This window comes from Scandinavium sp. UTDF21-P1B, assembly GCF_040750395.1.
Classification (GTDB): domain Bacteria; phylum Pseudomonadota; class Gammaproteobacteria; order Enterobacterales; family Enterobacteriaceae; genus Scandinavium.
Map to the genome: position 1 here is coordinate 39,654 of NZ_JBFLVD010000027.1, position 24,942 is coordinate 64,595.

Here is a 24,942-nt window from a genome sequence, read left to right on the forward strand (position 1 = left end):
CTATTGTTGGCCTGCCGCGGCACTCCTTGAGCGTCATCCGGCGTCTGAAAATCAGAAAAACAATACGTTCTTACGGGTGGTGGTCATGCAAATCAAACGTGCAATTGAAAAAATCCCCGGTGGTATGATGCTGGTGCCGCTGTTCCTCGGCGCCCTGTGTCACACTTTCTCCCCGGATGCGGGTAAATACTTCGGTTCTTTTACCAACGGAATGATCACCGGAACGGTACCGATTCTGGCCGTGTGGTTTTTCTGTATGGGAGCTTCCATCAAGCTAAGCGCCACCGGTACCGTGCTGCGTAAATCCGGCACGCTGGTGGTGACTAAAATCGCGGTGGCGTGGGTGGTGGCGGCCATTGCCTCCCGAATTATTCCTGAGCACGGCGTTGAGGCGGGTTTCTTTGCCGGGCTTTCGACGCTGGCGCTGGTGGCGTGCATGGACATGACCAACGGCGGTCTCTACGCCTCGATCATGCAGCAGTACGGTACCAAAGAAGAGGCGGGGGCATTCGTGCTGATGTCGCTGGAGTCCGGCCCGCTGATGACCATGATTATCCTCGGCACGGCGGGGATTGCTTCATTTGAACCGCACGTGTTTGTTGGCGCAGTGCTGCCGTTCCTCGTGGGCTTCCTGTTGGGCAACCTCGACCCTGAGCTGCGCGACTTTTTCGGCAAAGCGGTACAGACGCTGATCCCGTTCTTCGCCTTTGCGTTGGGCAACACCATTGATTTGAGCGTGATTGCCCAGACCGGTCTGCTCGGTGTTCTGCTTGGCCTGGCGGTGATTGTGGTCACCGGCATTCCGCTGATTATTGCCGATAAGCTGATTGGCGGCGGCGATGGCACGGCGGGAATTGCGGCATCCAGCTCGGCGGGTGCTGCGGTAGCCACGCCCGTTCTGATTGCAGAAATGGTGCCTGCGTTTAAACCGATGGCGCCAGCAGCGACTTCGCTGGTGGCAACGTCAGTTATCGTGACGTCCATCCTGGTGCCGATCATCACCTCTGTTTGGTCACGCAGAGTGAAGAGCGAGTCGGTGGCGATTGATGTGCGTAATACGGTGAAATAGACCTGTCTGGTATTATGAAAGGGAGCCTCACGTTGTGAGGCTCTTTTGCTTTCAGCGGATGTCGAACTGACGATCGGCCTGCTGAAGCTGTGCCTCATTCAGCGCGCCGCCCGCGTTGCGGGAAACGGGCGTACTGTAACCGAACTTGCGGGAGACAACCGTTTTAATCGTGGTCACAAAATCATCACCGATGGCATAAATTGCCATGCAGCGGCCAATTTCACGCTGGGCCCCGGTGAGTGCAGGTAAATCCCCTTTTTGCCAGGCTTCACGCGCCGTGACGAACAGCTCCGGCATGACGTTGTTCAGACCTGAAATAACGCCAGCGCCGCCCGCCATCAGGTTCGGAATGAAATATTCGTCATAGCCCGAAAGTACCGCAAAATCAGGGCGCACGGCCTGAGTGGCGAGGATCATGTCTCGCGTGTGCGACTGGCAATCGACCGTGTCTTTGATACCGGCGAAATCAGGAAATTCAGCGGCCAGCGTGGCGGCAATCTCCGGGGTGATATCGCAGCCGGTGCGCGCCGGGAAGTTATAGGCAAACCATTTCCCCTTCAGCGTCTGGCCAATCCTGCGGAAGTAGCTCAGGACCTGATTCGCCGTCTGAGCGTAATAATAGGGCGGCAATACCATCACCGCTTCGTAGCCCGCGTCGTGAGCTGCCTGCGCCATCGTCACGACGTCACTCAGGCAGGTGGAGGAGACGTTGGCGACCATCGTCAGGGGCGACATCTCCCGCGCTTTACGAATGAGAGCAAGGCGCTCCTCCAGTGAAAATGAAGCAAACTCGCCGATGCTGCCCATCAGCAGGATGACGTCGATGCGCGCGTCAGTCAGGCGGGCGAGGTGCCGCGACATGCCGACGTAATCAATATTTCCTTCACTGTCCATTGGCGTGATAGAGGGGCACCATACGCCGCTAAACGCAGAATGACGGGTCATAGCATGAACTCCTTATAGTGAAATGGTGTTTCATTTTAACTAATGGATAACATGAATCCGTCGCTCGCGGCTTTACGCATGTCGCATTTTGCGTAGTTTACGTGCAAAAATAGCGGCAATGTGTTGTCAGCAGCAGGAGAGGGAAGATGCAATATCCGGTGGACGTTTTTACGGGCAGCGTGCGGGAGTACGAGGGCAGCCGACCAAGCGCGATTGCAAAATTGCAGGTAGACGGCGAGCTGGAACTCACCGAACGGGGCCTGGTGGGTGACGAGCAGGCGGAAAAGAAAATTCACGGTGGCCCGGACCGCGCGCTGTGCCATTATCCACGCGAGCATTACGCTGCCTGGGCGCGTGAATTTCCGGAACAGGCCGATCTGTTCTGCGCGCCCGCCTTTGGTGAGAACCTCTCAACGGAAGGTCTGACGGAGAAAAACGTTTTTATTGGCGACATCTTCCGCTGGGGCGATGCGCTGATTCAGGTGACGCAGCCGCGCTCGCCGTGCTTTAAGCTTAACTATCACTTCGGCATCAGCGACTTTTCCTCTCTAATGCAAAGCAGCGGCAAAATGGGCTGGCTGTATCGGGTCATTGTGGCGGGAAAAGTATCGACGGAGCAGCCGCTGGTTCTCGTTTCCCGCCTGAGCAATGTGTCCGTGTATGGCGCGGCGGCGATTGCGTGGTACACGCCGTATGACGACGAACAGTATCATCGTCTGCTGTCGGCGGCGGGGCTATCCGTCAGTTGGACGAGAACCATGCAGAAGCGGCGTCTGAACGGACAGATTGAGGATAATTCGCGGAGGTTGTGGGGGAAGTAGGGATTCAGATTGACTGATACCCTCTCCCCGGCCCTCTCCCATAAGGAGAGGGAGAAAACCAGCACCCTGATTGGTATTGGCTCGATCGGTTCCCTCTCCCTTTGGGAGAGGGTTAGGGAGAGGGGAGACGCTGATCAATCCCGCTTATACAGCGGCAGCCACATAGTCAGACGCAAACCGCCGAGCGGGCTGTCGTCGGCCTTCACCCAGCCGCGATGCTGCTGGATGGCGGTTTCGACAATAGCCAGGCCAAGCCCGGTGCCGCCGGATTCGCGGTCGCGGGCTTCGTCTGTGCGGTAGAACGGACGGAAAATCTGCTCTCTGTCCTCCGGGCTGACGCCCGGGCCGTCATCGTCCACGTTAATGGTGATGCCGTCTTTATCCACCGAGAAGCTGACCGAGATTTTGGTGTGCGAGTAACGCAGGGCGTTGCGCACGATATTCTCAAAGGCGCTTTCCAGCGCATTCGGGTTACCGTACAGCGGCCATGGGCCAGGCGGATATTCGACGGTAAATGATTTCCCCATCTGTTCCGCTTCAAACGCGGCGTTGTCCAGCACTTCCCCCCACAGGTGGTTGGCCTTGAGGGTTTCACTGACCAGCGCGTTTTTCGACTGATTGCGCGACATTACCAGCAGGTCGTTGATCATGCTGTCCAGACGATGCGCTTCCGTTTCAATACGCTCCAGTTCTTTGCTTTCTCCGGCCCGGCGACGCAGCAAGGCGGTGCCCAGCTGAAGGCGCGTGAGCGGCGTGCGCAGCTCGTGAGAAATATCGGACAGCAGGCGCTGGTTAGCCGTCATCATCCTTTCCAGCGCGGTCACCATCTGGTTGAAACTGGAGCCCGCCGCGAGGAACTCCTGCGGCCCGGCTTCCAGTTCAGGATGCTGGCGCAGGTTTCCCTGGGCGACCTCATCGGCGGCGTTTTTCAGCTTACGTGCAGGCTTGGCGAGGCTCCACGCCAGCCATAGTAGCAGCGGTGAACTCACCAGCATGGTGACAATCAGCAGCAGCAGCGGGCGGTCAAACAGCAGGTTGATGAAATCGGATTGCGAGGTGTTTGCCGGGCGAATCAAATAAAGCTGGTAGTTATCTTCCCCGTCTCTGACCGAGAAGGGTCCTACCATTTCCAGACGTCCGTAGCGTTTTTTCTGCGGATGATCGGCGTTATCGGACTGGCCGATAAAGTTACGAATGATCTGCATTTCATTGCGTTCTGCGCCGATCACGCGGCCTTCGCTGGTGACCAGCAGAAGGCGTTGCCCAGGCGGTGCCCATTTGTCGATGGCGCGAAACAGGCGGCGCCACCACATCAAATCGTTCGGGGGATCGTTCGCAAGCTCGGCTTCAACGTGCTGCTCTATCATTAGCCCCTGGCGCTGCTCGCTGTCCAGCAGTTCGGTCATCTGGCGCGAGTCAAGCTTGGGCAACATCAGTACCAGCATCAGCACCAGTGCCAGGGTTAACCAGAAAATGGCAAAGATGCGAGCGGTCAAACTTCCTATCATGAAGCGGATACCATCAGATAGCCGCGGCCACGTAAGGTTTTAAACCATGGATGGCCATCTTTCCGCTCCGGCAATTTACGGCGCAGGTTGGAAATGTGCATGTCGATGGCGCGGTCAAACGGCGTCAGGCGTTTACCCAGCACTTCCTGGCTCAGGTGTTCACGAGACACCACCTGGCCGAGATGCTGTGCCAGCAGATACAGCAGCGTGAACTCGGTGCCGGTCAGCTCAAGGGTCGCACCGTCAAAGCTTGCTTCCTGACGGCCTGGATTCAGGCTCAGAGAATCCACTTCTAAGTTTGGTGAGTTGTTTTCGCTGGTCTGCTGCTGTTCGCTCCAGTGGGAGCGACGCAAGATCGCGCGAATACGGGCGACCAGCTCGCGATCGTTAAACGGTTTAGGCAGGTAGTCGTCTGCGCCCAGCTCAAGGCCGAGAACGCGATCCAGCTCGCTGCCGCGTGCGGTCAACATAATGACCGGTGTCTGGTGCGTCTGTCGTAACTCTTTAAGGGTGTCGATACCGTTCTTTTTCGGCATCATCACGTCGAGTAAAAGCAGGTCGATGCTGTCATCCAGAAGCGCCAGTGCCTGTTCCCCATCATGGGCAACCTGCACATTGAAGCCTTCCATGTCGAGCAGCTCCTTTAACAGGGAGGTGAGCTCCCGGTCATCATCAACTAACAGGATTTTATTCATTGATTTAATACCTCCGAGGCAGAAATTACGTCATCAAGGCTCGCTAATCCATGACTTTACGTTGTTTTACACCCCCTGACGCATGTTTGCAGCCTGAATCGTAGACTGGCTCTCGTTGAATCGCGAAACAAAAGTACCTGGGAGCAATTGATGCGCAATGTTATCGCTGCCGTCATGGCCTCAACGCTGGCGCTAAGTGCGAATAGCCAGGCTGCTGAAGTCGTTACCAGCGTTAACTGGACCCCAAATGAAGGGGCGACGCAGGGCAGTCACCAGAGCCATATGTTTGACGGCATAAGTTTAACCGAATATCAGCGTCAACAGATGCGGGATCTTATGCAACAGGCCCGGCGCCAGCAGCCCCCTGTTAATGTTAGCGAAATGGAGACAATGCATAAGCTTGTCACCGCAGAAAAATTTGATGAAACCGCCGTGCACGCTCAGGCAGAAAAAATGGCGCAGGAGCAGGTTGCTCGCCAGGTCGAAATGGCCCGGGTCCGCAACCAGATGTACCGCCTGCTTACGCCAGAGCAACAAGCGGTTTTAAATGAAAGACACCAGCAACGTATGGATCAGTTGCGTGAGGTTGCACGGATGCAGCAAGGTTCAGCTCTAACGCTGTTCAGTAGTAGCAATACCCGTAGCAACCAGTAACAAACCCTGTTTTCCTTGCCATAGACACCATCCCTGTCTTCCCCCACATGATGTGGGGGTTTTTTTTGCCCTTTTTCCAGCCACTGACTTCGAGCGCATTCCGCTATACTACCCGCAGATACGTGCAGGAGTGTTTATGAATCAATCTTATGGCCGGTTAGTCAGCCGTGCGGCGCTGGCCGCGACGGTGATGGCGTCGGTGTTACTTTTGATTAAGATTTTTGCGTGGTGGTACACCGGATCCGTCAGTATTCTGGCCGCGCTGGTGGACTCGCTGGTGGATATTGCCGCCTCGCTAACCAATCTGCTGGTCGTGCGCTATTCGCTGCAGCCCGCCGACGAAGAACATACGTTCGGCCACGGCAAAGCTGAATCGCTGGCCGCGCTTGCCCAGAGCATGTTTATTTCCGGTTCGGCCCTGTTCCTGTTTTTGACCGGCATTCAGAATTTGATCAAGCCAGAGCCTATGCATGAGCCTGGCGTCGGCATGATTGTGACGGTGATTGCGCTTATCAGCACGATGGTGCTGGTGACCTTCCAGCGCTGGGTCGTGCGTAAGACGCAAAGCCAGGCGGTGCGTGCAGATATGCTTCATTATCAGTCTGATGTTATGATGAACGGTGCCATTCTGGTGGCGCTGGCGCTCGCCTGGTACGGCTGGCATCGCGCAGACGCGTTGTTTGCATTGGGTATTGGCATCTATATTTTATATAGTGCGTTACGCATGGGGTATGAAGCCGTTCAGTCTCTGCTGGACCGGGCTTTACCCGATGAAGAACGGCAAGAAATCATTAACATCGTCAGCGCCTGGCCGGGCGTGAGCGGTGCGCATGACCTTCGAACGCGGCAGTCAGGGCCGACCCGCTTTATTCAGATTCATTTAGAAATGGAAGACAATCTGCCGTTGGTTCAGGCGCATCTGGTGGCTGAACAGGTTGAGCAGGCTATTTTGCTTCGTTTTCCGGGTTCTGATGTCATTATTCATCAGGATCCGCGCTCGGTTGTCCCTTCGGGACGACAGGGCTTTTTGGACTTTCGTCATTCGTTGTAAAAATGGGGGTCGGATCGGCATTTTTGTCTAAATTACCGCCGTTTGGTCTGACCTGAATCAATTCAGCACGAAGCGCCTGATATACTATCTCTCATAGAGTCGATCTCTCCCGTGATACGGGGGCGCTTCGGGCAACAGAATAATTTTTAGCATTCCTAAGTTCAGAGGTAGTCATGATTAAGAAAATCGGTGTGTTGACAAGCGGCGGTGATGCGCCGGGCATGAACGCAGCTATCCGTGGTGTGGTTCGTGCCGCGCTGACGGAAGGTCTGGAAGTAATGGGTATTTATGATGGCTACCTTGGTCTGTACGAAGACCGGATGGTTCAGCTCGACCGTTACAGCGTGTCCGATATGATTAACCGCGGTGGTACCTTCCTGGGTTCTGCGCGTTTCCCGGAATTCCGCGAAGAGCACATCCGTGCCGTGGCTATCGAGAACATGAAAAAGCGCGGACTGGACGCGCTGGTGGTTATCGGCGGTGACGGTTCCTACATGGGGGCTAAGCGCCTGACCGAAATGGGCTTCCCGTGCGTGGGCCTGCCGGGCACTATCGATAACGATATCAAAGGCACCGATTACACCATCGGTTACTTCACCGCGCTGGGCACCGTCGTGGAAGCGATTGACCGCCTGCGTGACACCTCTTCTTCTCACCAGCGTATCTCCATCGTTGAAGTGATGGGCCGTTACTGCGGCGATCTGACCCTGGCGGCAGCCATTGCGGGCGGCTGTGAGTTTGTCGTGGTGCCGGAAGTTGAATTCAATCGCGAAGATCTGGTGGCAGAAATCAAAGCGGGCATCGCGAAAGGCAAGAAACACGCGATCGTGGCTATCACTGAGCACATGTGTGACGTGGACGAGCTGGCGAAATTCATCGAAACCGAAACCAAGCGCGAAACCCGTGCAACCGTTCTGGGCCACATCCAGCGCGGCGGCTCTCCGGTGCCTTATGACCGCATCCTTGCTTCACGCATGGGCGCATACGCGATTGAAGTTCTGCTGGAAGGCTTCGGCGGCCGCTGTGTCGGGATCCAGAACGAAAAACTGGTTCACCACGACATCATCGACGCCATTGAAAATATGAAGCGTCCATTCAGAACTGACCTGCTGGATTGCGCGAAAAAGCTGTACTAAGCGCGACCGCAAGTTCGTTTTATCAGAATCCGTAACCCTCTGGGGCTACGGATTTTTTTATGCCCTCAGGTTCAACGTATTGGCGCACAATTCGCGCTACTCTTCGTTATGCCCTGAGTTTATTCTCGATGGGTTTACCACCATTAAGGAAGCTGAAAATGTCACTGTATAGCGAAATGAAAGCGCAGTTTATTCACGGGCTGGTGAGTCTGGATGCCGTTCTGGCAAAGAGCTCGGCCTGGGCAAAAGAGCAGGGGATTCAGGAGGCTACGCTACTGGAGGCGAAGCTGGCGGACGATATGTTCCCGCTGAAGCGTCAGGTACAGGTTGCCTGCGATATGGCTAAGCGCGCGATTGCCCGCCTGGCGGACGTTGACGCGCCAGTGATGGAAGATAACGAAGCCACGTTTGCCGAGCTTCAGGCACGCATCGCAGCCACTATCGCTTATATGAAAAGCATCAGCGATGAACAGCTCGCAGGTGACGATCAGCGTCCGGTGATGGTTCAGGCCCGCGAGCATCAGCTGCACTTCACCGCTCAAAGCTTCGTATGGCAGTTCGCCGTTCCGAACTTCTTTTTCCATTCCACCACGGCCTACGGCATTTTGCGTCAGGCGGGCGTGCCGCTGGGCAAACGCGACTTTTTAGGCAAGATCCAGTAAGTTTGCCGCAAACAAAAAGGCCTTCTCAGTGAGAAGGCCTTTTTCAGAAGCGCTTATTCAATGTCGAGCGGGTCTTCCGACAGGATAATGCCGGTGTTGTCGGCATAGAGATGGTCGCCGGAGAAGAACGTAACACCGCCGAAGTTCACGCGCACGTCGCTTTCACCAATGCCTTCTCCTGCGGCACCGACCGGAATAGCCGCCATCGCCTGAATACCGATGTCCAGCTCTTCCAGGTCATCGACCTGACGGACGGCACCGTAAACCACCATGCCTTCCCATTCATTTTGCACGGCCAGGCGCGCGAGGTCGGCGTCAATCAGTGCCCGGCGCACGGAGCCACCGCCATCCACTAACAGGATGCGGCCACGACCGTTCTGTTCGAGCATATCGTACAGGAGCCCGTTATCCTCGAAACACTTCACCGTGATGATTTGTCCACCAAACGACGACCGTCCGCCAAAGTTGGAGAACAGCGGTTCAACGACATTGACATCTTCCTGGTAGATGTCGCAAAGCTCGGATGTATCGTATTTCATAGGCTTAACGTTCAGAAGCTGTGAGTGTTTTCAGTATATCGTGCGAATCGCATTGTTGGCAAAATCATCAATTGTTAATTGATATTTGTCAGTTAAGCGAACGCATGGCTTAGAATAATCCCAACCACAAACAACAGGTTAGTCAGCAGAGCCGCTTTAACCGTGCGTTCCAGCATTGGGCGCATATCGACCGGGTCGCGATGGGTCAGGACAAAACGCACCTGCCTGATAAGCAACGGCAAAGCGAGAATAAACAGCCAACCCCACGGGCTATGCAGCGCCAGCAGGTTAAATAACGCCAGGCAAAGCGGCGCGCCCAGCAGCAGAACGGTATGATAGCGGCGAGCGTTAACCGGCCCCAGACGCACGGCGAGGGTGTTTTTACCGTTCTCGCGATCGCTGTTGATATCACGCAGATTATTAATATTCAGCACGGCCGTGGCGAGTAATCCGCAGGCCGTGGCAGGCAGGAACGTCAACAGTTCAAGCGTGTGCGCCTGAAGATACCAGCTGCCCATTACGCTGAGCCAGCCGAAGAAAATCAGCACGGAAACATCGCCAAGCCCAATGTAGCCATACGGGCGCGTGCCAACGGTATAGGTGATGGCGGCAATAATCGACACCCCGCCAAGCACCAGGAAGCCGATAAAATCTTGCATCGTCTGGTACGAAGCAACCAGCAGCGCAATGCCTGAGATGCAAATCAGCGCCACGGTGATAATCAACGCCCGCTTCATCTGCTCTTGGGTGATAACGCCCTTTTGCATCCCGCGCAGCGGCCCAATGCGATCGGGCTTGTCGCTGCCTTTCACCGCATCGCCATAGTCATTCGCCAGGTTCGACAGAATTTGCAGCAGCCCGGCGGTGACGAGCGCCAGCAGAGCAACCAGCGGATTGAAATGACCCTGCCACCAGGCAAGCGCCGTTCCGACGACGATGGCGGCAAACGCCAGCGGTAATGTTTTCGGGCGCAGGCTTTCCAGCCATGCCTGGGTACGACTCAGTGATTGTTCAGTCATTATTCCGGCCAATAAAAATGGGGGCCAGAGCCCCCATCAACAGTGATGAAAATGCAGTTACCGGGATTATAGGATAAAACGGCTCAGATCTTCATCTGCCACTAACGCATCCAGATGTTTGCTCACATATTCTGCATCAATGGTAAAGGATTCACCCTGACGTTCGCTGGCGTCGTAAGAGATGTCTTCCATCAGGCGTTCCAGCACGGTGTGCAGGCGACGGGCACCGATGTTTTCGGTGGATTCGTTCACCTGCCAGGCTGCTTCAGCAATGCGTTTAATGCCGTCGTCGGTGAAGTCGATGTTCACGCCTTCGGTGCCCATCAGCGCTTTGTACTGCACGGTAACGGAGGCGTTCGGTTCGGTCAGAATACGCTCGAAATCGTGGGTGGTCAGCGCCTTCAGCTCAACGCGAATAGGCAAACGACCCTGCAGCTCAGGGATCAGGTCAGACGGGCTAGCCACCTGGAAAGCACCGGAGGCGATAAACAGAATGTGGTCGGTTTTCACCATCCCGTGCTTGGTGGATACGGTGCAGCCTTCCACCAGCGGCAGCAGGTCACGCTGAACGCCTTCGCGGGACACATCCGGGCCGGAGGAGTTACCGCCGCGCTTACAGATTTTGTCGATTTCATCGATGAACACGATCCCGTGCTGTTCAACGGCGTCGATTGCGGCCTGCTTCAGCTCTTCCGGGTTCACCAGCTTCGCCGCTTCTTCTTCAATTAGCAGCTTCATGGCGTCTTTGATTTTCACCTTACGCGGCTTTTGTTTCTGGCCGCCGAGGTTCTGGAACATCGACTGCAGCTGGCTGGTCATCTCTTCCATGCCCGGCGGCGTCATAATTTCGACGTTCATCGGCGCAGCAGCGAGATCGATTTCAATTTCTTTGTCATCAAGCTCACCTTCACGCAGTTTTTTGCGAAACGCCTGACGTGCGGCTGAAGGTTCCTGAGGTTGTTCCGACTGGCCCCAGTTGTTTTTGGCCGGCGGGATCAGCACATCGAGAATACGCTCTTCCGCCATCTCTTCCGCACGATAGCGGTTTTTGTCGATGGACTGCATGCGCACCATTTTGACGGCGGCATCGGTCAGATCGCGGATGATAGAGTCCACTTCTTTACCAACATAGCCCACTTCGGTGAACTTAGTCGCTTCGACTTTGATGAACGGTGCGTTAGCCAGCTTCGCCAGACGACGGGCGATTTCGGTTTTACCGACGCCGGTCGGACCGATCATCAGAATGTTCTTCGGGGTCACTTCATGACGCAGCTCTTCGTCAAGCTGCATACGACGCCAGCGGTTACGCAGGGCGATAGCCACAGAACGCTTGGCGTCGTCCTGGCCGATAATGTGTTTGTCGAGTTCGCTGACAATCTCGCGTGGGGTCATTTCAGACATTTGAGATCCTTACGCTTTAGAAGGTAATTCTTCGATAGTGTGGAAATGGTTGGTGTAGATGCAAATATCGCCTGCAATACCTAACGCTTTTTCCGCAATGTCACGAGCGCTGAGCTCGGTGTTTTCCAGCAGCGCACGGGCTGCGGCCTGGGCATACGGGCCGCCGGAGCCAATGGCAATCAAATCGTTTTCTGGCTGAACGACGTCGCCGTTCCCGGTAATGATGAGAGATGCGGTTTCGTCGGCAACGGCAAGCAGCGCTTCAAGCTTGCGCAGCATGCGGTCGGTACGCCAGTCTTTGGCGAGCTCAACCGCCGCTTTCACCAGATGTCCCTGATGCATTTCCAGCTTGCGTTCGAACAGTTCAAACAGCGTGAAGGCATCCGCAGTGCCGCCCGCAAAACCGGCGATCACTTTGTCGTTGTACAAACGACGGACTTTTTTCACGTTGCCTTTCATGACGGTGTTGCCAAGCGTGGCCTGACCATCACCGGCGATAACGACATGACCGTTACGACGAACACTGACTATTGTTGTCACGAGAGGCCCCCCTGGGTGTGAAGCAGAATACAGGCCCCGCACGGTGTACGGGGCAGAATGCATTTATAGATGGGGGGGATTTTGGGGGTTTCAACCCCCGGCGGCGAGACGAATGCAGTTTGCGTGTCCGGCGACCTTCAGGCGAGAGATGGTGCCGTCGGCACTTTCCTTACCTTTCAGTGGGCCAATGACTACGCGGTTCCAGCCGTTGTTGGTGGTGATGCGGGAGTCGAATCCTTCAAATGCCAGCTGGGCGCGAACGGTTTCGGCCTGATCGGCCCCTTTGAACGAGCCACACTGAATCATCCAGCGGCGCTCATCTTTTTTCTCTGCCGTTTGCTTCGCAGGCTCTGGTTCACGCGTCACCGGGGCGGCCTGCTGGGTTTTAGGCTGGCTTGCCGTGGTGTGCGTTGGCGTTTGCAGCAAATCCTGATACGGCTGCTGCGTGGTTTGCTTCGGCTGCGCCTGGCGTGGCTGCTGTGCAGGCTGGCTCTGAACCGTGCGTGGAGCCTGATACGGCTGCTCCGTCACGCGAGACTGGGTGCGCGGCGCCTGCACTGGCTGAGTCTGCGTCCATTGTTGCTGCTGAACCTGCTGTTGCGCCTGCTGCTGAAGACGCTGGCGCTGCAGCGTTTGCTGACGCTGGGCTGGCGTCTGCTCGTTCCACGGCACTTCTGTCAGCTGAGTGGGCTGCTGGCGCATGTCCGCCTGCATTTGTGCCAGCAGCTGACGCTGCTCGTCGGTCAGCTGATCGGCATTTTTCACCTCGCCGCCCGCAGAGGGTTCGGTTGGCGCGCGCACGCCCGGCTGGCGGCTTTCCAGCTCTTTGATGTAGCGCCAGCGCTCTTCCGGCTTCGGCGGCAGGCCATTGCCCGTCGCCTGGCGGCCCTGAAGGGCTTCCGCCTCTTCTTTTTTATGATGGGTGATGAAGTACAGGCCACCGATAAAGGCAACCAGCACAGCCGCAGCAATAGCGACCATGGCTGGTGAGACAGCAGGAAGGCTACTTTGCTTTTTCCGTGAATTCCTTGAAGGATTCTTTTTGCGCCGCGAAGCTGCAGGTTTGCTGCGGCTGACATAATCTCGTTGTGCCACTGTCGTTTCGCTGTATTTATTCGTTCGTCAGCCCGCCATGTTACTTAAGCGACGGAGCTTTGACCAGAACCGCAACTCCGAAAGCCGTTTAGTTTAAGGCTTATTTTTTGTGGTACTACCCCGGACAATGAGTTCGCAGTCCAGCAAGCGGGAACCGCTACTGACATTTTGCCCGCTAAGCTGATCGAGCAGTAACAGCATGGCCTCGCGCCCAATCGCGAAACGTGGCTGAGAAACTGTGGTGAGCGGCGGATCGCAGAACTCAGCCAGCGAGATATTATCGAAGCCGATAATCGACAGATCGTCCGGTACTTTCAGCCCGCGGCGTTTTGCCAGCGAAAGCGCGCCCAGGGCCATGATATCGCTATGACAGAAAACGGCCGTTGGCGGCTGCGGCAGCGCCAGTAGCTGCTCAAGCGCGTTCGCACCGGCTTCATAGGTGAAATTCCCCCGGGCGATATAGTGCGGGTCAACGGTTATTCCACTGCGACGCAGAGCCTGAACGTAACCCTGCAGGCGGTAGTGGCACAGCGGCATCTCTTCCGGTCCGGCGATACAGCCGATGCGCTGGTGTCCGAGCTCATGCAGGAAATTGACGGCGTTAAAGGCGGCCGTCAGGTTATCAATATGCACCGTTGGCAGTTCCAGCTCTGGCGCAAATTCGTTAGCCATCACCATTGGCGGCAGATTACGCTGCTCCTCAATGCTGGCGTCAAACGGCAGTCGCGAGCCCAGCAGCAGCATGCCGTCAATTTGCTTGGTGATGATGAGGTCGATGAAGGTTTTTTCCTGCTGATTCTGATGGGCGCAGTCGCCAATCAGCACCAGATATCCCTGCGCGGCGGCCGTGACTTCAATGCCGCGGATGATTTCGCTAAAGAAGGGATCGCAGATGTCCGGCACAATCACCAGAATGGTGCGCGACTCGTTTCGTTTTGAGCTACGCCCGAGCGCCTGGGGAAAATAGCCCACTTCCAGTGCGGCCTTTTCCACTTTGTTGCGCGTGGACTGCGAAACTTTATCGGGATTCATCAACGCCCGGGAAACCGTTGCCGTTGAGACATTTGCTTTTTCTGCAACATCCTTCATGGTTGCTGCAGCAACCTCTTTATTGGACTTCACCTGGGTTCTCCTCGCGGCCGGGGGCAGAGACGTCCGCTGTCTCTGACAACTCTCTCTTTTGTATCAGAGAGTCACGCCAGGGAGTTACACAAATTTCATTAAAATTGTGACGGATGCGAAATTTTTCGATCTGCTTCTCAGCGCAAGGGGTTAGCCCTCGATGGGGTCCACGTCGAGCACCCATTTTACTTTCCGGGAGGCAGGAAGGGTGTTAATCAGCGCCATCGCGCCGCTGACGATATGCTGCAAACGCAGGCGTGACGGGTGTTGCAGCACAATCTGCCAGCGCCATCGGCCGCCGCGTTTGGGCGCCAGAGCGGGCACCGGGCCGAGCAGCCAGAGTTTGTCATCTGCCAGCGGGCTTGCCTGAAGCAGGTTTCGCAATTGCTGAAGAAACAGCGGTGCCTGCTGGTTATCGTGATCTTCAGCACGAATCAGCACGTGGCTGGTCCACGGTGGCAGCTGAAGCGACTGGCGTTCCGCTAAAGCCTGCTGGGCGAAAGCGTCATATCCCTGATGGAGCAAGGTTTGCAGCAGCGGGTGCTCAGGATGATGCGTCTGCAAAATCACTTCGCCCTGTTTGCCTGCGCGTCCGGCACGGCCTGACACCTGGGTATAAAGCTGTGCGAAGCGTTCAGCGGAGCGGAAATCTGCAGAAAACAGCGCACCGTCTACATCGAGCAATGCAACCAGCGTCACGTCCGGGAAGTGATGGCCCTTCGCCAGCATCTGCGTGCCAATCAGGATACGCGCACCGCCGCGATGCACTTCGGCGAGGTACTGTTCCAGCGCGCCTTTTCTGCTGGTAGTGTCGCGATCGATACGGGAAATCGGCACGTTCGCAAAAAGCGGTGCCAGCGCTTCTTCGAGCTGTTCTGTGCCTAAGCCAACCGGCACGAGATGCGTGGAGCCGCACGACGGACACTGGCGCGGGATCGGGCGCTGGCTGTCACAGTGGTGGCAGCGCAGATGGCGATGGCCCTGATGCAGGGTGTAATAGCTGTCGCAGCGCGGGCATTCGGCAATCCAGCCGCATTCGTGACACAGCAGTGCCGGAGCGTAGCCGCGTCGGTTGAGGAATAAAATAACCTGGTTATCCGCCTGCAAATGCTGGCGCATGCGGCTGATAAGCGCCGGGGAAAGTCCGGCCTGCAGCTGCTGGCTTTTCAAATCCAGCACGTGCTGATTCGCCGGTCGGGCATTACCTGCGCGTTTGGTCAGCTTCAGCTGATGGTATTTCCCCTGGCGAACGTTATGCAGCGTTTCCAGCGCCGGCGTGGCGGAACCCAGAATAATCGGAATTTGCTCACTGTGTGCCCGCCAGACGGCTAAATCACGGGCGTGATAGCGCCAGCCTTCCTGCTGTTTGTAGGAGCTGTCGTGCTCTTCGTCGATGACGATCACGCCAAGGTTTTTAAACGGGGTAAATAAGGAAGAGCGCGTGCCGATCACGATGGCCGCTTCGCCATTTTTGGCTTTCAGCCAGGCGGACAGCCGCTCGCTGTCGTTCAGGGCGGAGTGCAGCACCTCAACCGGGGCGTTAAAGCGTTCGCGAAAGCGGGCGATAGTTTGCGGCGTCAGGCCGATTTCCGGCACCATCACCAGCGCCTGCTTGCCCTGGGCCAGTACGTTTTCCAGCACGCTCAGATAGACTTCCGTTTTACCGGAACCCGTCACGCCCGCCAGCAGCCAGGCGGAGAATTTATCCGAGGCGCTGTGAATCGCACCCACGGCGGTGGCCTGTTCTGTGTTCAGACGCAGACGCTCGCCGGTCACCGCGTAGCCGTGGCGCCAGTCCGTCAACGCTGGCGCTTCACTTGCCAGATCGCAGTAGCCTTTTTTACGCAGGCCCTGAAGCGCGGCGTCATTAAATTCCAGGTCAGCGACCTGGTGGCGCCAGATTTTCCCCTGACGCAGCGCCGCTAAAGCCTGTTGCTGCTTTGCCGATCGTTTAAGGGTGCTAATATCGACGGCCTGGCCCTGTTCTGTCGCGTACCAGTACCAGAGCGGGGCCGAGCTGGCCGGTTTTCCCTGACGTAGCAGAATGGGCAGAGCGTGGAACAGTACGTCGCCAATGGGATGATGATAATAGTCTGCGGCCCATTGCAGCATGCGCCAGACGGCAGAGGAGTACACCGGTTCATCGTCCAGCACTTCCACGACGCTTTTCAGCTCGTTGAGCGGTAATTCGCTATCGTTGCTCACCGACACGACAATCCCCACGCGCTCCTGCTTGCCAAAGGGCACGCGCACGCGACATCCGGCCTGAGCGCTTACGCCGTCAGGCAGCAGGTAGTCAAAGGTGCGGGGAAGCGGAACGGGCAGGGCAACGTGTGCGACGGGCATCGACTCTTCCTGGCTTGAAAAAGGGGGAGTTAGTATACACATTGTTATTCAGGGAGCGCGGATCAGATTGCAACCCCTGGTTAAATTCTGTATGATTCGCCGCCTTTGATGCGCATTAATGCGGTATCAAACGAACTATACTATTAACTTCGCGTGGTGTCTGGCGTTAGGGCTGGAAGAGCGACGCGGCCTTCACTGAGGTTTCCCATGAAAAAAGGTATTCACCCAAATTACGCAGAAGTTACTGCAACTTGTTCTTGCGGTAACATCATGAAGATCAACTCTACCGTTGGTCACGATCTGAACCTGGACGTGTGCGGCAAATGCCACCCGTTCTACACTGGCAAGCAGCGTGACGTTGCTACCGGTGGCCGTGTTGACCGCTTCAACAAGCGTTTCAGCATCCCGGGCGCAAAATAAGCGAACCGAAAAAAAGGCGCCGAAAGGCGCCTTTTTTGTTTCTGCAAGCTCAGTATTCCCACGTCTCCGGGTCGATACCCAGTTCACGCATAATAATCTTCGCCGCTTCCGGGATCTCATCACTGCGCTCTTTACGCAGATCTTCATCGTTCGGCAGCGGTTGGCCGGTAAACGCATGCAGGAACGCTTCACACAGCAGCTCGCTGTTGGTGGCGTGGCGCAGGTTGTTCACCTGGCGGCGGGTGCGTTCATCAGTGAGGATCTTCAGGACCTTCAGTGGAATGGACACCGTAATTTTTTTGACCTGCTCACTCTTCTTACCGTGCTCAGCGTAGGGGCTGATATATTCGCCGCTCCATTCAGCCATGAGACTCTAATCCTCTAATCATGAATAAAAGGTTCAGGCGCGCGCCCGAACCAGAATGTCGCACAGTTTACCTGAGAGGTGTGACCATGACACCAGCAAAGCCACCGTGGATGTGCGCTAATGCAGGTAATTTTAACGGCTATTTCCCGATTGCTCAATCTATACGCAAAGAAGTTTAGATGTCCAGATGTATTGACGTCTATTGTGGCAGTGGTTACTCTGAGGCCTGACTTTTCATCGCTAAAGCTAGGAACGATTCACCATGACGCGTAAACAAGCCACCATCGCAGTGCGTAGCGGGTTAAATGATGACGAGCAATATGGCTGCGTTGTCCCTCCGATTCACCTTTCCAGCACCTATAACTTCACCGGATTCAATGAGCCGCGTGCGCACGACTATTCCCGTCGTGGTAACCCGACGCGTGATGTCGTTCAGCGGGCGCTGGCCGAGCTGGAAGGCGGGGCAGGTGCGGTACTAACCAACACCGGTATGTCGGCGATTCATCTGGTGACGACCGTTTTCCTGAAGCCTGGCGATCTGCTGGTGGCGCCGCACGACTGCTATGGCGGAAGCTATCGCCTGTTCGACAGCCTTGCGAAACGCGGCTGCTACCGCGTACTGTTTGTCGATCAGGGTGATGAACAGGCGTTAAAGGCGGCGCTGGCCGAAAAACCGAAGCTGGTGCTGATCGAAAGCCCAAGTAATCCGTTGTTGCGCGTCGTGGATATTGCAAAAATTTGCGAGCTGGCGCGTGCGGCGGGTGCCGTCAGCGTGGTGGATAACACCTTCCTGAGCCCGGCGCTGCAAAATCCGCTGGCGCTGGGGGCCGATCTGGTGCTGCACTCCTGCACCAAATACCTTAATGGTCACTCTGACGTGGTGGCGGGCGTAGTGATTGCTAAAGATCAGGAAACCGTCACCGAACTGGCATGGTGGGCAAATAATATCGGCGTCACCGGCAGCGCTTTCGACAGCTACCTGCTCCTGCGCGGCCTGCGGACGCTGAGTCCACGTATGGAAGTGGCGCAGCGTAACGCCACGGCGATTGTTGAGTTCCTGAAGCAGCAACCGCTGGTGAAAAAGCTGTATCATCCTTCCCTGCCGGAGAACCAGGGACATGAGATTGCCGCCCGCCAGCAGAAAGGGTTTGGTGCGATGCTCAGCTTTGAACTGGACGGCGATGAAAATACGCTTCGTCGTTTCCTGAGTGGGCTCTCTTTGTTCACGCTGGCAGAATCGCTGGGCGGTGTGGAAAGCCTGATTTCTCACGCGGCGACCATGACCCACGCGGGCATGGCGCCAGAAGCCCGAGCGGCGGCGGGTATTTCGGAAACGCTGCTGCGTATTTCGACCGGTATTGAAGACAGTGAAGATTTAATTGCCGACCTGGAAAATGGGTTCCGGGCAGCAAACGAGGGGTAAACATGAGTGTGATAGCGCAGGCAGGGGCGAAGGGTCGTCAACTGCACAAGTTTGGTGGCAGTAGTCTGGCGGATGTGAAATGTTACCTGCGCGTGGCAGGCATTATGGCTGAACACTCGCAGCCTGATGACATGATGGTCGTCTCCGCCGCTGGCAGCACCACCAACCAGTTGATCAACTGGCTGAAGCTCAGCCAGACGGATCGCCTTTCTGCGCATCAGGTTCAGCAGTCGCTGCGCCGTTATCAGATTGAGTTGATGACTGGCCTGCTGCCTGCCGACGTGGCCGACGGCATGATTGCGGAGTTCATCCACGATCTTGAACGTCTGGCCGTACTCCTCGACGGCGGCGTGAATGACGCCGTGTACGCCGAAGTGGTGGGCCACGGTGAAGTGTGGTCCGCGCGCTTAATGTCCGCCGTGCTGCAACAGCAGGGCCTGGACGCGGCCTGGCTCGATGCCCGTTCATTTTTACGCGCCGAGCGTGCCGCTCAGCCTCAGGTTGATGAAGGCCTTTCTTTCCCGTTGCTCCAGCAGCTGTTGGCACAGCACCCGAATAAACGTCTGGTGGTGACCGGGTTTATTAGCCGCAATAACGCGGGCGAAACCGTACTGCTGGGCCGCAACGGTTCCGACTACTCCGCCACACAGATTGGCGCGCTGGCCGGCGTTTCCCGCGTCACCATCTGGAGCGACGTCGCCGGGGTTTACAGCGCCGACCCGCGTAAAGTCAAAGATGCGTGCCTGCTTCCTCTGCTGCGTCTTGATGAAGCGAGTGAACTGGCGCGTCTGGCTGCGCCGGTACTGCATGCCCGCACGCTGCAACCCGTTTCCGGCAGCGACATCGATCTGCAACTTCGCTGTAGCTACACCCCCGATCAGGGTTCCACCCGCATCGAACGCGTGCTGGCTTCCGGCACCGGGGCCCGTATCGTTACCAGCCATGACGACGTTTGCCTGATTGAGTTCCAGGTGCCTGCCGGCCAGGACTTTAAGCTTGCGCAGAAAGAGATCGACCTGATTCTTAAACGTTCGCAGGTGCGCCCGTTGGCCGTCGGCGTGCATACCGACCGCCACCTGCTGCAATTCTGCTACACCGCCGAAGTCGCCGACAGCGCCCTGAAATTGCTGGATGAAGCGGGCCTGCCGGGCGAACTGCGCCTGCGTCAGGGTCTGGCGCTTATCGCAATGGTCGGGGCGGGCGTCACCCGTAATCCGCTGCACTGCCACCGTTTCTGGCAGCAGCTGAAAGGCCAGCCGGTCGAGTTTACCTGGCAGTCGGAAGAGGGCATCAGCCTGGTGGCAGTGCTGCGCACTGGCCCAACGGAGAGCCTGATTCAGGGCCTGCATCAGTCGCTCTTCCGTGCGGAAAAACGCATCGGCCTGATACTGTTCGGCAAAGGTAACATCGGTTCTCGTTGGCTGGAGCTGTTTTCCCGTGAGCAAAGTACGCTCTCAGCGCGCACCGGGTTTGAATTTGTGCTGGCAGGCGTGGTGGACAGCAGCCGCAGCCTGCTCAACTACGAAGGGCTCGACGCCAGCCGCGCGCTCGCCTTCTTTAACGATGAAGCGGTTGAGCAGGATGAAGAGTCGCTTTTCCTGTGGATGCGTGCGCATCCATACGATGACCTGGTGGTGCTTGATGTCACCGCAAGCGCTCAGCTCGCCGATCAGTATCTGGATTTTGCCAGCCACGGTTTCCACGTGATCAGCGCCAATAAGCTGGCGGGCGCGAGCACCAGCGATAAGTATCGCCAGATTCACGATGCGTTTGAGAAAACCGGACGCCACTGGCTGTATAACGCCACCGTCGGCGCGGGCCTGCCGGTAAACCATACCGTTCGCGATCTGCGTGAAAGCGGTGATTCCATCCTCGCCATCAGCGGTATTTTCTCCGGAACCCTCTCCTGGCTGTTCCTGCAATTTGACGGCACGGTGCCGTTTACGGAGCTGGTGGATCAGGCGTGGCAGCAAGGGCTGACCGAGCCAGATCCGCGCGTGGATCTGTCCGGTAAAGACGTGATGCGCAAGCTGGTGATCCTCGCCCGCGAAGCGGGTTATGACATCGAGCCCGATCAGGTACGCGTGGAGTCTCTGGTGCCATCGCACTGCGAGGAGGGGTCTATCGATCACTTCTTTGAGAACGGCGATGAACTGAATGAGCAGATGACTCAGCGCCTGGAGGCGGCACAGGAAATGGGACTGGTGCTGCGCTATGTGGCTCGCTTCGACGCCAACGGTAAAGCGCGTGTTGGCGTGGAGGCCGTGCGTCAGGAACACCCGCTGGCGGCGCTGCTGCCTTGCGATAACGTTTTTGCTATCGAAAGCCGCTGGTATCGTGATAACCCGCTGGTGATTCGCGGTCCGGGTGCGGGTCGTGACGTCACTGCCGGGGCGATTCAGTCGGACATTAACCGTCTGGCGCAGCTGCTGTAGCCTCTTCTGCGCCTGCATTCAGGGCAGGCCCGGCAAGCTTTCGCCGCCGGGCACTGCCTCTGCCTTATGAATAATTTTCACCTTCCCTGAACAAACCTCACTCCTTGTGCGTTATTTTTAGTTGACTGCCCGTCGCTTTTCAGTCATTTTTGACTTCTGGACGTCTAAACGTATAGATGCTCATAACATAATAAACAACACAGAAGATTGAAGAGGTAAGGTATGAGCTTTTTTCACGCCAACCAGCGGGAAGCCCTGAATCAGAGCCTGGCCGAAGTACAGGGCCAGATTAATGTTTCCTTCGAGTTTTTTCCGCCGCGCACCAGTGAAATGGAGCAGACCTTATGGGCTTCTATCGATCGACTGAGCAGCCTGAAGCCGAAATTTGTGTCCGTCACCTACGGGGCAAACTCCGGCGAGCGTGACCGCACTCACAGCATCATCAAAGGCATCAAGGAGAGAACCGGGCTGGAAGCCGCCCCACATCTGACCTGTATTGACGCTTCCCGCGACGAGCTGCGCGCCATTGCCCAGGATTACTGGAATAACGGCATCCGCCATATCGTCGCTTTGCGCGGCGACCTGCCGCCGGGCAGCGGAAAGCCGGATATGTACGCGGCGGATTTGGTCGGCCTGCTGAAAGAAGTCGGTGACTTCGATATTTCCGTCGCCGCTTATCCGGAAGTACACCCGGAGGCGAAAAGCGCACAGGCGGACCTGCTGAACCTGAAGCGCAAAGTCGATGCTGGCGCAAGCCGCGCGATTACCCAGTTCTTCTTTGACGTTGAAAGCTACCTGCGTTTTCGCGACCGCTGCGCGTCAACCGGCATCGACGTGGAAATCATTCCCGGTATTCTGCCGGTGTCGAACTTCAAACAGGCGAAGAAATTTGCTGATATGACCAACGTACGCATCCCGACATGGATGGCGAAAATGTTTGAAGGGCTGGACGACGATGCCGAAACCCGCAAGCTGGTGGGCGCGAACATCGCTATGGACATGGTGAAAATCCTCAGTCGCGAAGGCGTCAAGGACTTCCATTTCTATACGTTGAACCGTGCTGAAATGAGCTACGCTATCTGCCATACGCTGGGCGTGCGCCCGGCGTAACGATAAGGCCCTCTCCCGAGGGCCTTATTTTTTGTGCCCCTCTTTTCCCGCCTTAGCTTTCGCTTAAATTACGAAGAAATGCTGACAGATCATTGACCTGTTTACCTTGCATAATCCAGGGTTATTGTCGAAAGTTTACGGACGCGTCGACATTTCTATGAAGAACTTTTGTTATCGTGTGGATGGCCAGAAGGAAACAACTATCAAATCTGTAGATTTTATCATCTATAACTAATCTGCAGAGCTGTATATCCTGGTATGAAAACACTGAAGGGAGCAGGAAGATGAGCAATAACGAAAACGATCATAACGCAGCATCCGCAGGAAAATGCCCGTTTCATCAGGGCGGTCATGATGAAAGCGCAGGAGCCGGAACCAGCAGCCGTGACTGGTGGCCGAAACAGCTTCGGGTCGATCTCCTCAATCAGCACTCCAGCCGCTCGAATCCACTGGGCGAAGATTTTGATTACCGTAAAGAATTCAGCAAACTGGACTACTCCGCCCTGAAAGGCGAGCTCAAAGCGCTGTTAACCGACTCTCAACCCTGGTGGCCAGCCGACTGGGGTAACTATGCAGGCTTGTTTATCCGTATGGCGTGGCACGGTGCAGGAACCTACCGCTCCGTTGATGGCCGTGGCGGTGCTGGTCGCGGCCAGCAGCGCTTTGCGCCGCTCAACTCCTGGCCGGATAACGTCAGTCTCGACAAGGCCCGCCGTCTGCTGTGGCCAATCAAACAAAAATACGGTCAGAAAATCTCCTGGGCTGACCTGTTCATCCTGGCCGGTAACGTGGCGCTGGAAAACTCCGGCTTCCGTACTTTCGGCTTTGGTGCCGGACGCGAAGACGTCTGGGAACCGGATATGGACGTGAACTGGGGTGATGAAACCACCTGGCTGAAGCACCGTGATCCGGAAGAACTGGCGAAACGCCCGCTTGCGGCCACCGAGATGGGCCTGATTTACGTTAACCCGGAAGGGCCAAACGCCAGCGGTGAACCGCTCTCTGCGGCATCCGCCATTCGCGCTACCTTTGGCAACATGGGCATGAACGACGAAGAGACCGTTGCGTTGATCGCCGGTGGCCACACCCTGGGTAAAACCCACGGTGCCGGGTCGGCCACAAATGTGGGCGCCGATCCGGAAGCTGCGCCGATTGAATCTCAGGGCCTGGGCTGGGCCAGCACGCACGGCAGCGGCGTTGGCGCAGATGCCATTACCTCCGGTCTGGAAGTGGTCTGGACGCAGACCCCAACCCAATGGAGCAACTACTTCTTCGAAAACCTGTACAAATACGAGTGGGTGCAGACCCGCAGTCCGGCCGGGGCTATCCAGTTTGAAGCGGTCGATGCGCCAGAAATCATTCCCGATCCGTTCGACCCATCGAAAAAACGTAAGCCAACCATGCTGGTTACTGACCTGACGCTGCGTTTCGATCCGGATTTCGACAAAATTTCCCGTCGCTTCCTCAACGATCCACAAGCGTTTAACGAAGCCTTTGCCCGTGCGTGGTTCAAACTGACCCACCGTGATATGGGGCCAAAAGCGCGTTACATCGGCCCGGAAGTGCCGAAAGAAGATCTGATTTGGCAGGATCCGCTGCCGAAAGCGACCCACAGCCCGACGCCTGCGGATATCGACAAACTGAAGGCAGAGATTGCCCATGCGGGTCTTTCCGTCAGCGAACTGGTTTCCGTCGCCTGGGCCTCTGCTTCCACCTTCCGTGGCGGCGATAAGCGCGGTGGCGCGAACGGTGCACGTCTGGCGCTGGCCCCTCAGCGCGACTGGGACGTCAACGCCGTGGCGGCTAAAGCGCTGCCTGCGCTGGAAGCTATCCAGAAAGCGTCTGGTAAAGCATCACTGGCAGATATTATCGTACTGGCGGGCGTTGTCGGCATTGAGCAGGCTGCAGAAGCCGCTGGCGTTAGCGTGCGGGTGCCGTTTATTCCAGGACGTGTGGATGCAAGTCAGGATCAGACCGACGTTGAAATGTTCAATCTGATGAAGCCGGTCGCCGATGGCTTCCGTAACTACCGCGCTCGTGTGGATGCGGCAACCACGGAATCTCTGCTGATTGATAAAGCGCAGCAGCTGACGCTGACCGCGCCGGAACTGACCGTGCTGGTGGGTGGTCTGCGCGTGTTGGGCGCTAACTTCGATGGTAGCAAAGCGGGCGTATTCACCGACCGTCCTGGCGTCCTCAGCAACGACTTCTTCGTTAATCTGCTGGATATGCGCAACGAATGGAAAGCGACAGACGAGTCTGCTGAGCTGTTCGAGGGTCGCTGCCGTCAGAGCGGTGAAGTGAAGTACACCGCAACCCGTGCAGACCTGGTGTTTGGTTCCAACGCTGTCCTGCGCGCGCTGGCGGAAGTGTACGCCTGCGGTGATGCCAAAGAGAAGTTCGTCAAAGACTTCGTCGTGGCATGGGTGAAAGTGATGAACCTGGATCGCTTCGACCTGCAGTAATTCTGCGTTTAGTATAAAAAATCCCCGCTTTCGAGCGGGGATTTTTGTTTTAGCTACCCGGTGGTACTGCATTTGCCGGGCCTGCGAGGTTTCGCAGGTCGGGTAAGCAAAGCGCCACC

The 24,942-nt window shown here is 56.6% G+C and carries 22 protein-coding genes; 11 read left to right on the forward strand and 11 right to left on the reverse strand.

Features of this window, described 5'->3' with window-relative positions:
• The first annotated feature begins 85 nt into the window (after positions 1 to 85).
• Positions 86 to 1,069, forward strand: coding sequence for a 2-keto-3-deoxygluconate transporter (gene kdgT / locus AB1287_RS19545; RefSeq protein ID WP_312629245.1), 984 nt, complete (start codon positions 86 to 88; stop codon positions 1,067 to 1,069).
• A gap of 51 nt (positions 1,070 to 1,120) precedes the next feature.
• Here kdgT and AB1287_RS19550 read toward each other — a convergent pair whose 3' ends face one another.
• Complete coding sequence (locus tag AB1287_RS19550; protein ID WP_312629246.1) at positions 1,121 to 2,014, reverse strand: dihydrodipicolinate synthase family protein; 894 nt, start codon at positions 2,012 to 2,014, stop codon at positions 1,121 to 1,123.
• A 146-nt stretch (positions 2,015 to 2,160) separates the two neighbouring features.
• Between AB1287_RS19550 and yiiM the strand changes: the two genes are divergently transcribed.
• The gene (gene yiiM / locus AB1287_RS19555; protein ID WP_435618827.1) at positions 2,161 to 2,835 is read left to right on the forward strand and encodes a 6-hydroxyaminopurine reductase; all 675 of its coding nucleotides are present in this window, start codon (positions 2,161 to 2,163) and stop codon (positions 2,833 to 2,835) included.
• A 134-nt stretch (positions 2,836 to 2,969) separates the two neighbouring features.
• On the opposite strand, the gene cpxA is transcribed toward yiiM, so the two are convergent.
• Both cpxA and cpxR read right to left on the reverse strand, forming a co-directional pair.
• Positions 2,970 to 4,343: an envelope stress sensor histidine kinase CpxA gene (cpxA, locus tag AB1287_RS19560; protein WP_312629249.1), complete on the reverse strand. Its 1,374-nt coding sequence runs from the start codon at positions 4,341 to 4,343 to the stop codon at positions 2,970 to 2,972.
• Positions 4,340 to 5,038, reverse strand: a complete 699-nt coding sequence (gene cpxR, locus AB1287_RS19565) for an envelope stress response regulator transcription factor CpxR (protein WP_312629252.1) — start codon at positions 5,036 to 5,038, stop codon at positions 4,340 to 4,342. The genes cpxA and cpxR overlap by 4 nt, the downstream gene beginning before the upstream one ends.
• A 150-nt stretch (positions 5,039 to 5,188) precedes the next feature.
• Here cpxR and cpxP point away from each other — a divergent pair, with 150 nt between their 5' ends.
• From cpxP to AB1287_RS19585, 4 genes are all read left to right on the forward strand, one after another.
• A complete protein-coding gene (gene cpxP / locus AB1287_RS19570) occupies positions 5,189 to 5,692 on the forward strand; it encodes a cell-envelope stress modulator CpxP (protein WP_435618828.1) in 504 nt (167 codons plus the stop codon).
• 136 nt (positions 5,693 to 5,828) lie between these two features.
• Entirely contained in the window at positions 5,829 to 6,743 is a 915-nt protein-coding gene (gene fieF, locus AB1287_RS19575; RefSeq protein ID WP_312629256.1) for a CDF family cation-efflux transporter FieF, read from the forward strand.
• Positions 6,744 to 6,916: 173 nt separating this feature from the next.
• Positions 6,917 to 7,879 (forward strand): 6-phosphofructokinase, encoded by a 963-nt coding sequence (pfkA, locus tag AB1287_RS19580; protein WP_312629258.1) that lies wholly within the window; start codon positions 6,917 to 6,919, stop codon positions 7,877 to 7,879.
• A 158-nt stretch (positions 7,880 to 8,037) separates the two neighbouring features.
• On the forward strand, positions 8,038 to 8,541 hold the full coding sequence (locus AB1287_RS19585) for a DUF1993 family protein (RefSeq protein WP_435618829.1): 504 nt from the start codon (positions 8,038 to 8,040) through the stop codon (positions 8,539 to 8,541).
• 53 nt (positions 8,542 to 8,594) lie between these two features.
• On the opposite strand, the gene rraA is transcribed toward AB1287_RS19585, so the two are convergent.
• From rraA to priA, 7 genes are all read right to left on the reverse strand, one after another.
• A complete protein-coding gene (gene rraA, locus AB1287_RS19590; protein WP_312629260.1) occupies positions 8,595 to 9,080 on the reverse strand; it encodes a ribonuclease E activity regulator RraA in 486 nt (161 codons plus the stop codon).
• A 92-nt stretch (positions 9,081 to 9,172) separates the two neighbouring features.
• Positions 9,173 to 10,099 (reverse strand): 1,4-dihydroxy-2-naphthoate polyprenyltransferase, encoded by a 927-nt coding sequence (gene menA / locus AB1287_RS19595; protein WP_435618830.1) that lies wholly within the window; start codon positions 10,097 to 10,099, stop codon positions 9,173 to 9,175.
• 66 nt (positions 10,100 to 10,165) lie between these two features.
• Positions 10,166 to 11,500 carry an HslU--HslV peptidase ATPase subunit gene (gene hslU / locus AB1287_RS19600; RefSeq protein WP_312629262.1) on the reverse strand — a complete coding sequence of 445 codons (1,335 nt, stop codon included), beginning with the start codon at positions 11,498 to 11,500 and terminating at the stop codon, positions 10,166 to 10,168.
• Between the two features lie 9 nt (positions 11,501 to 11,509).
• A complete protein-coding gene (gene hslV / locus AB1287_RS19605) occupies positions 11,510 to 12,040 on the reverse strand; it encodes an ATP-dependent protease subunit HslV (protein WP_097164448.1) in 531 nt (176 codons plus the stop codon).
• Between the two features lie 90 nt (positions 12,041 to 12,130).
• Positions 12,131 to 13,135, reverse strand: coding sequence for a cell division protein FtsN (ftsN, locus tag AB1287_RS19610; RefSeq protein ID WP_435618831.1), 1,005 nt, complete (start codon positions 13,133 to 13,135; stop codon positions 12,131 to 12,133).
• Positions 13,136 to 13,228: 93 nt separating this feature from the next.
• A complete protein-coding gene (cytR, locus tag AB1287_RS19615; RefSeq protein ID WP_312629265.1) occupies positions 13,229 to 14,257 on the reverse strand; it encodes a DNA-binding transcriptional regulator CytR in 1,029 nt (342 codons plus the stop codon).
• A gap of 150 nt (positions 14,258 to 14,407) precedes the next feature.
• Positions 14,408 to 16,603, reverse strand: coding sequence for a primosomal protein N' (priA, locus tag AB1287_RS19620; RefSeq protein WP_435618832.1), 2,196 nt, complete (start codon positions 16,601 to 16,603; stop codon positions 14,408 to 14,410).
• Between the two features lie 207 nt (positions 16,604 to 16,810).
• Here priA and rpmE point away from each other — a divergent pair, with 207 nt between their 5' ends.
• Positions 16,811 to 17,023, forward strand: coding sequence for a 50S ribosomal protein L31 (gene rpmE / locus AB1287_RS19625; RefSeq protein WP_312629267.1), 213 nt, complete (start codon positions 16,811 to 16,813; stop codon positions 17,021 to 17,023).
• 49 nt (positions 17,024 to 17,072) lie between these two features.
• On the opposite strand, the gene metJ is transcribed toward rpmE, so the two are convergent.
• Entirely contained in the window at positions 17,073 to 17,390 is a 318-nt protein-coding gene (gene metJ / locus AB1287_RS19630; protein WP_002436782.1) for a met regulon transcriptional regulator MetJ, read from the reverse strand.
• A 262-nt stretch (positions 17,391 to 17,652) separates the two neighbouring features.
• Between metJ and metB the strand changes: the two genes are divergently transcribed.
• From metB to katG, 4 genes are all read left to right on the forward strand, one after another.
• Positions 17,653 to 18,813, forward strand: coding sequence for a cystathionine gamma-synthase (gene metB, locus AB1287_RS19635; protein ID WP_312629268.1), 1,161 nt, complete (start codon positions 17,653 to 17,655; stop codon positions 18,811 to 18,813).
• Positions 18,814 to 18,815: 2 nt separating this feature from the next.
• A complete protein-coding gene (metL, locus tag AB1287_RS19640; protein WP_435618833.1) occupies positions 18,816 to 21,248 on the forward strand; it encodes a bifunctional aspartate kinase/homoserine dehydrogenase II in 2,433 nt (810 codons plus the stop codon).
• 222 nt (positions 21,249 to 21,470) lie between these two features.
• On the forward strand, positions 21,471 to 22,358 hold the full coding sequence (gene metF / locus AB1287_RS19645) for a methylenetetrahydrofolate reductase (RefSeq protein WP_312629270.1): 888 nt from the start codon (positions 21,471 to 21,473) through the stop codon (positions 22,356 to 22,358).
• Positions 22,359 to 22,642: 284 nt separating this feature from the next.
• Positions 22,643 to 24,823 (forward strand): catalase/peroxidase HPI, encoded by a 2,181-nt coding sequence (gene katG / locus AB1287_RS19650; protein WP_435618834.1) that lies wholly within the window; start codon positions 22,643 to 22,645, stop codon positions 24,821 to 24,823.
• Positions 24,824 to 24,942: the final 119 nt, after the last annotated feature.

Coding starts and splice junctions, on each gene's coding strand:
- yiiM (WP_435618827.1), top strand. CDS start 2,161: ATGCAATATCCGGTGGACGTTTTTACGGGCAGCGTGCGGGAGTACGAG.
- hslU (WP_312629262.1), bottom strand. CDS start 11,500: ATGTCTGAAATGACCCCACGCGAGATTGTCAGCGAACTCGACAAACAC.
- pfkA (WP_312629258.1), top strand. CDS start 6,917: ATGATTAAGAAAATCGGTGTGTTGACAAGCGGCGGTGATGCGCCGGGC.
- cpxR (WP_312629252.1), bottom strand. CDS start 5,038: ATGAATAAAATCCTGTTAGTTGATGATGACCGGGAGCTCACCTCCCTG.
- metJ (WP_002436782.1), bottom strand. CDS start 17,390: ATGGCTGAATGGAGCGGCGAATATATCAGCCCCTACGCTGAGCACGGT.
- menA (WP_435618830.1), bottom strand. CDS start 10,099: ATGACTGAACAATCACTGAGTCGTACCCAGGCATGGCTGGAAAGCCTG.
- rraA (WP_312629260.1), bottom strand. CDS start 9,080: ATGAAATACGATACATCCGAGCTTTGCGACATCTACCAGGAAGATGTC.
- priA (WP_435618832.1), bottom strand. CDS start 16,603: ATGCCCGTCGCACACGTTGCCCTGCCCGTTCCGCTTCCCCGCACCTTT.
- cpxP (WP_435618828.1), top strand. CDS start 5,189: ATGCGCAATGTTATCGCTGCCGTCATGGCCTCAACGCTGGCGCTAAGT.
- kdgT (WP_312629245.1), top strand. CDS start 86: ATGCAAATCAAACGTGCAATTGAAAAAATCCCCGGTGGTATGATGCTG.
- katG (WP_435618834.1), top strand. CDS start 22,643: ATGAGCAATAACGAAAACGATCATAACGCAGCATCCGCAGGAAAATGC.
- metB (WP_312629268.1), top strand. CDS start 17,653: ATGACGCGTAAACAAGCCACCATCGCAGTGCGTAGCGGGTTAAATGAT.
- metF (WP_312629270.1), top strand. CDS start 21,471: ATGAGCTTTTTTCACGCCAACCAGCGGGAAGCCCTGAATCAGAGCCTG.
- cpxA (WP_312629249.1), bottom strand. CDS start 4,343: ATGATAGGAAGTTTGACCGCTCGCATCTTTGCCATTTTCTGGTTAACC.
- metL (WP_435618833.1), top strand. CDS start 18,816: ATGAGTGTGATAGCGCAGGCAGGGGCGAAGGGTCGTCAACTGCACAAG.
- rpmE (WP_312629267.1), top strand. CDS start 16,811: ATGAAAAAAGGTATTCACCCAAATTACGCAGAAGTTACTGCAACTTGT.
- fieF (WP_312629256.1), top strand. CDS start 5,829: ATGAATCAATCTTATGGCCGGTTAGTCAGCCGTGCGGCGCTGGCCGCG.
- AB1287_RS19585 (WP_435618829.1), top strand. CDS start 8,038: ATGTCACTGTATAGCGAAATGAAAGCGCAGTTTATTCACGGGCTGGTG.
- AB1287_RS19550 (WP_312629246.1), bottom strand. CDS start 2,014: ATGACCCGTCATTCTGCGTTTAGCGGCGTATGGTGCCCCTCTATCACG.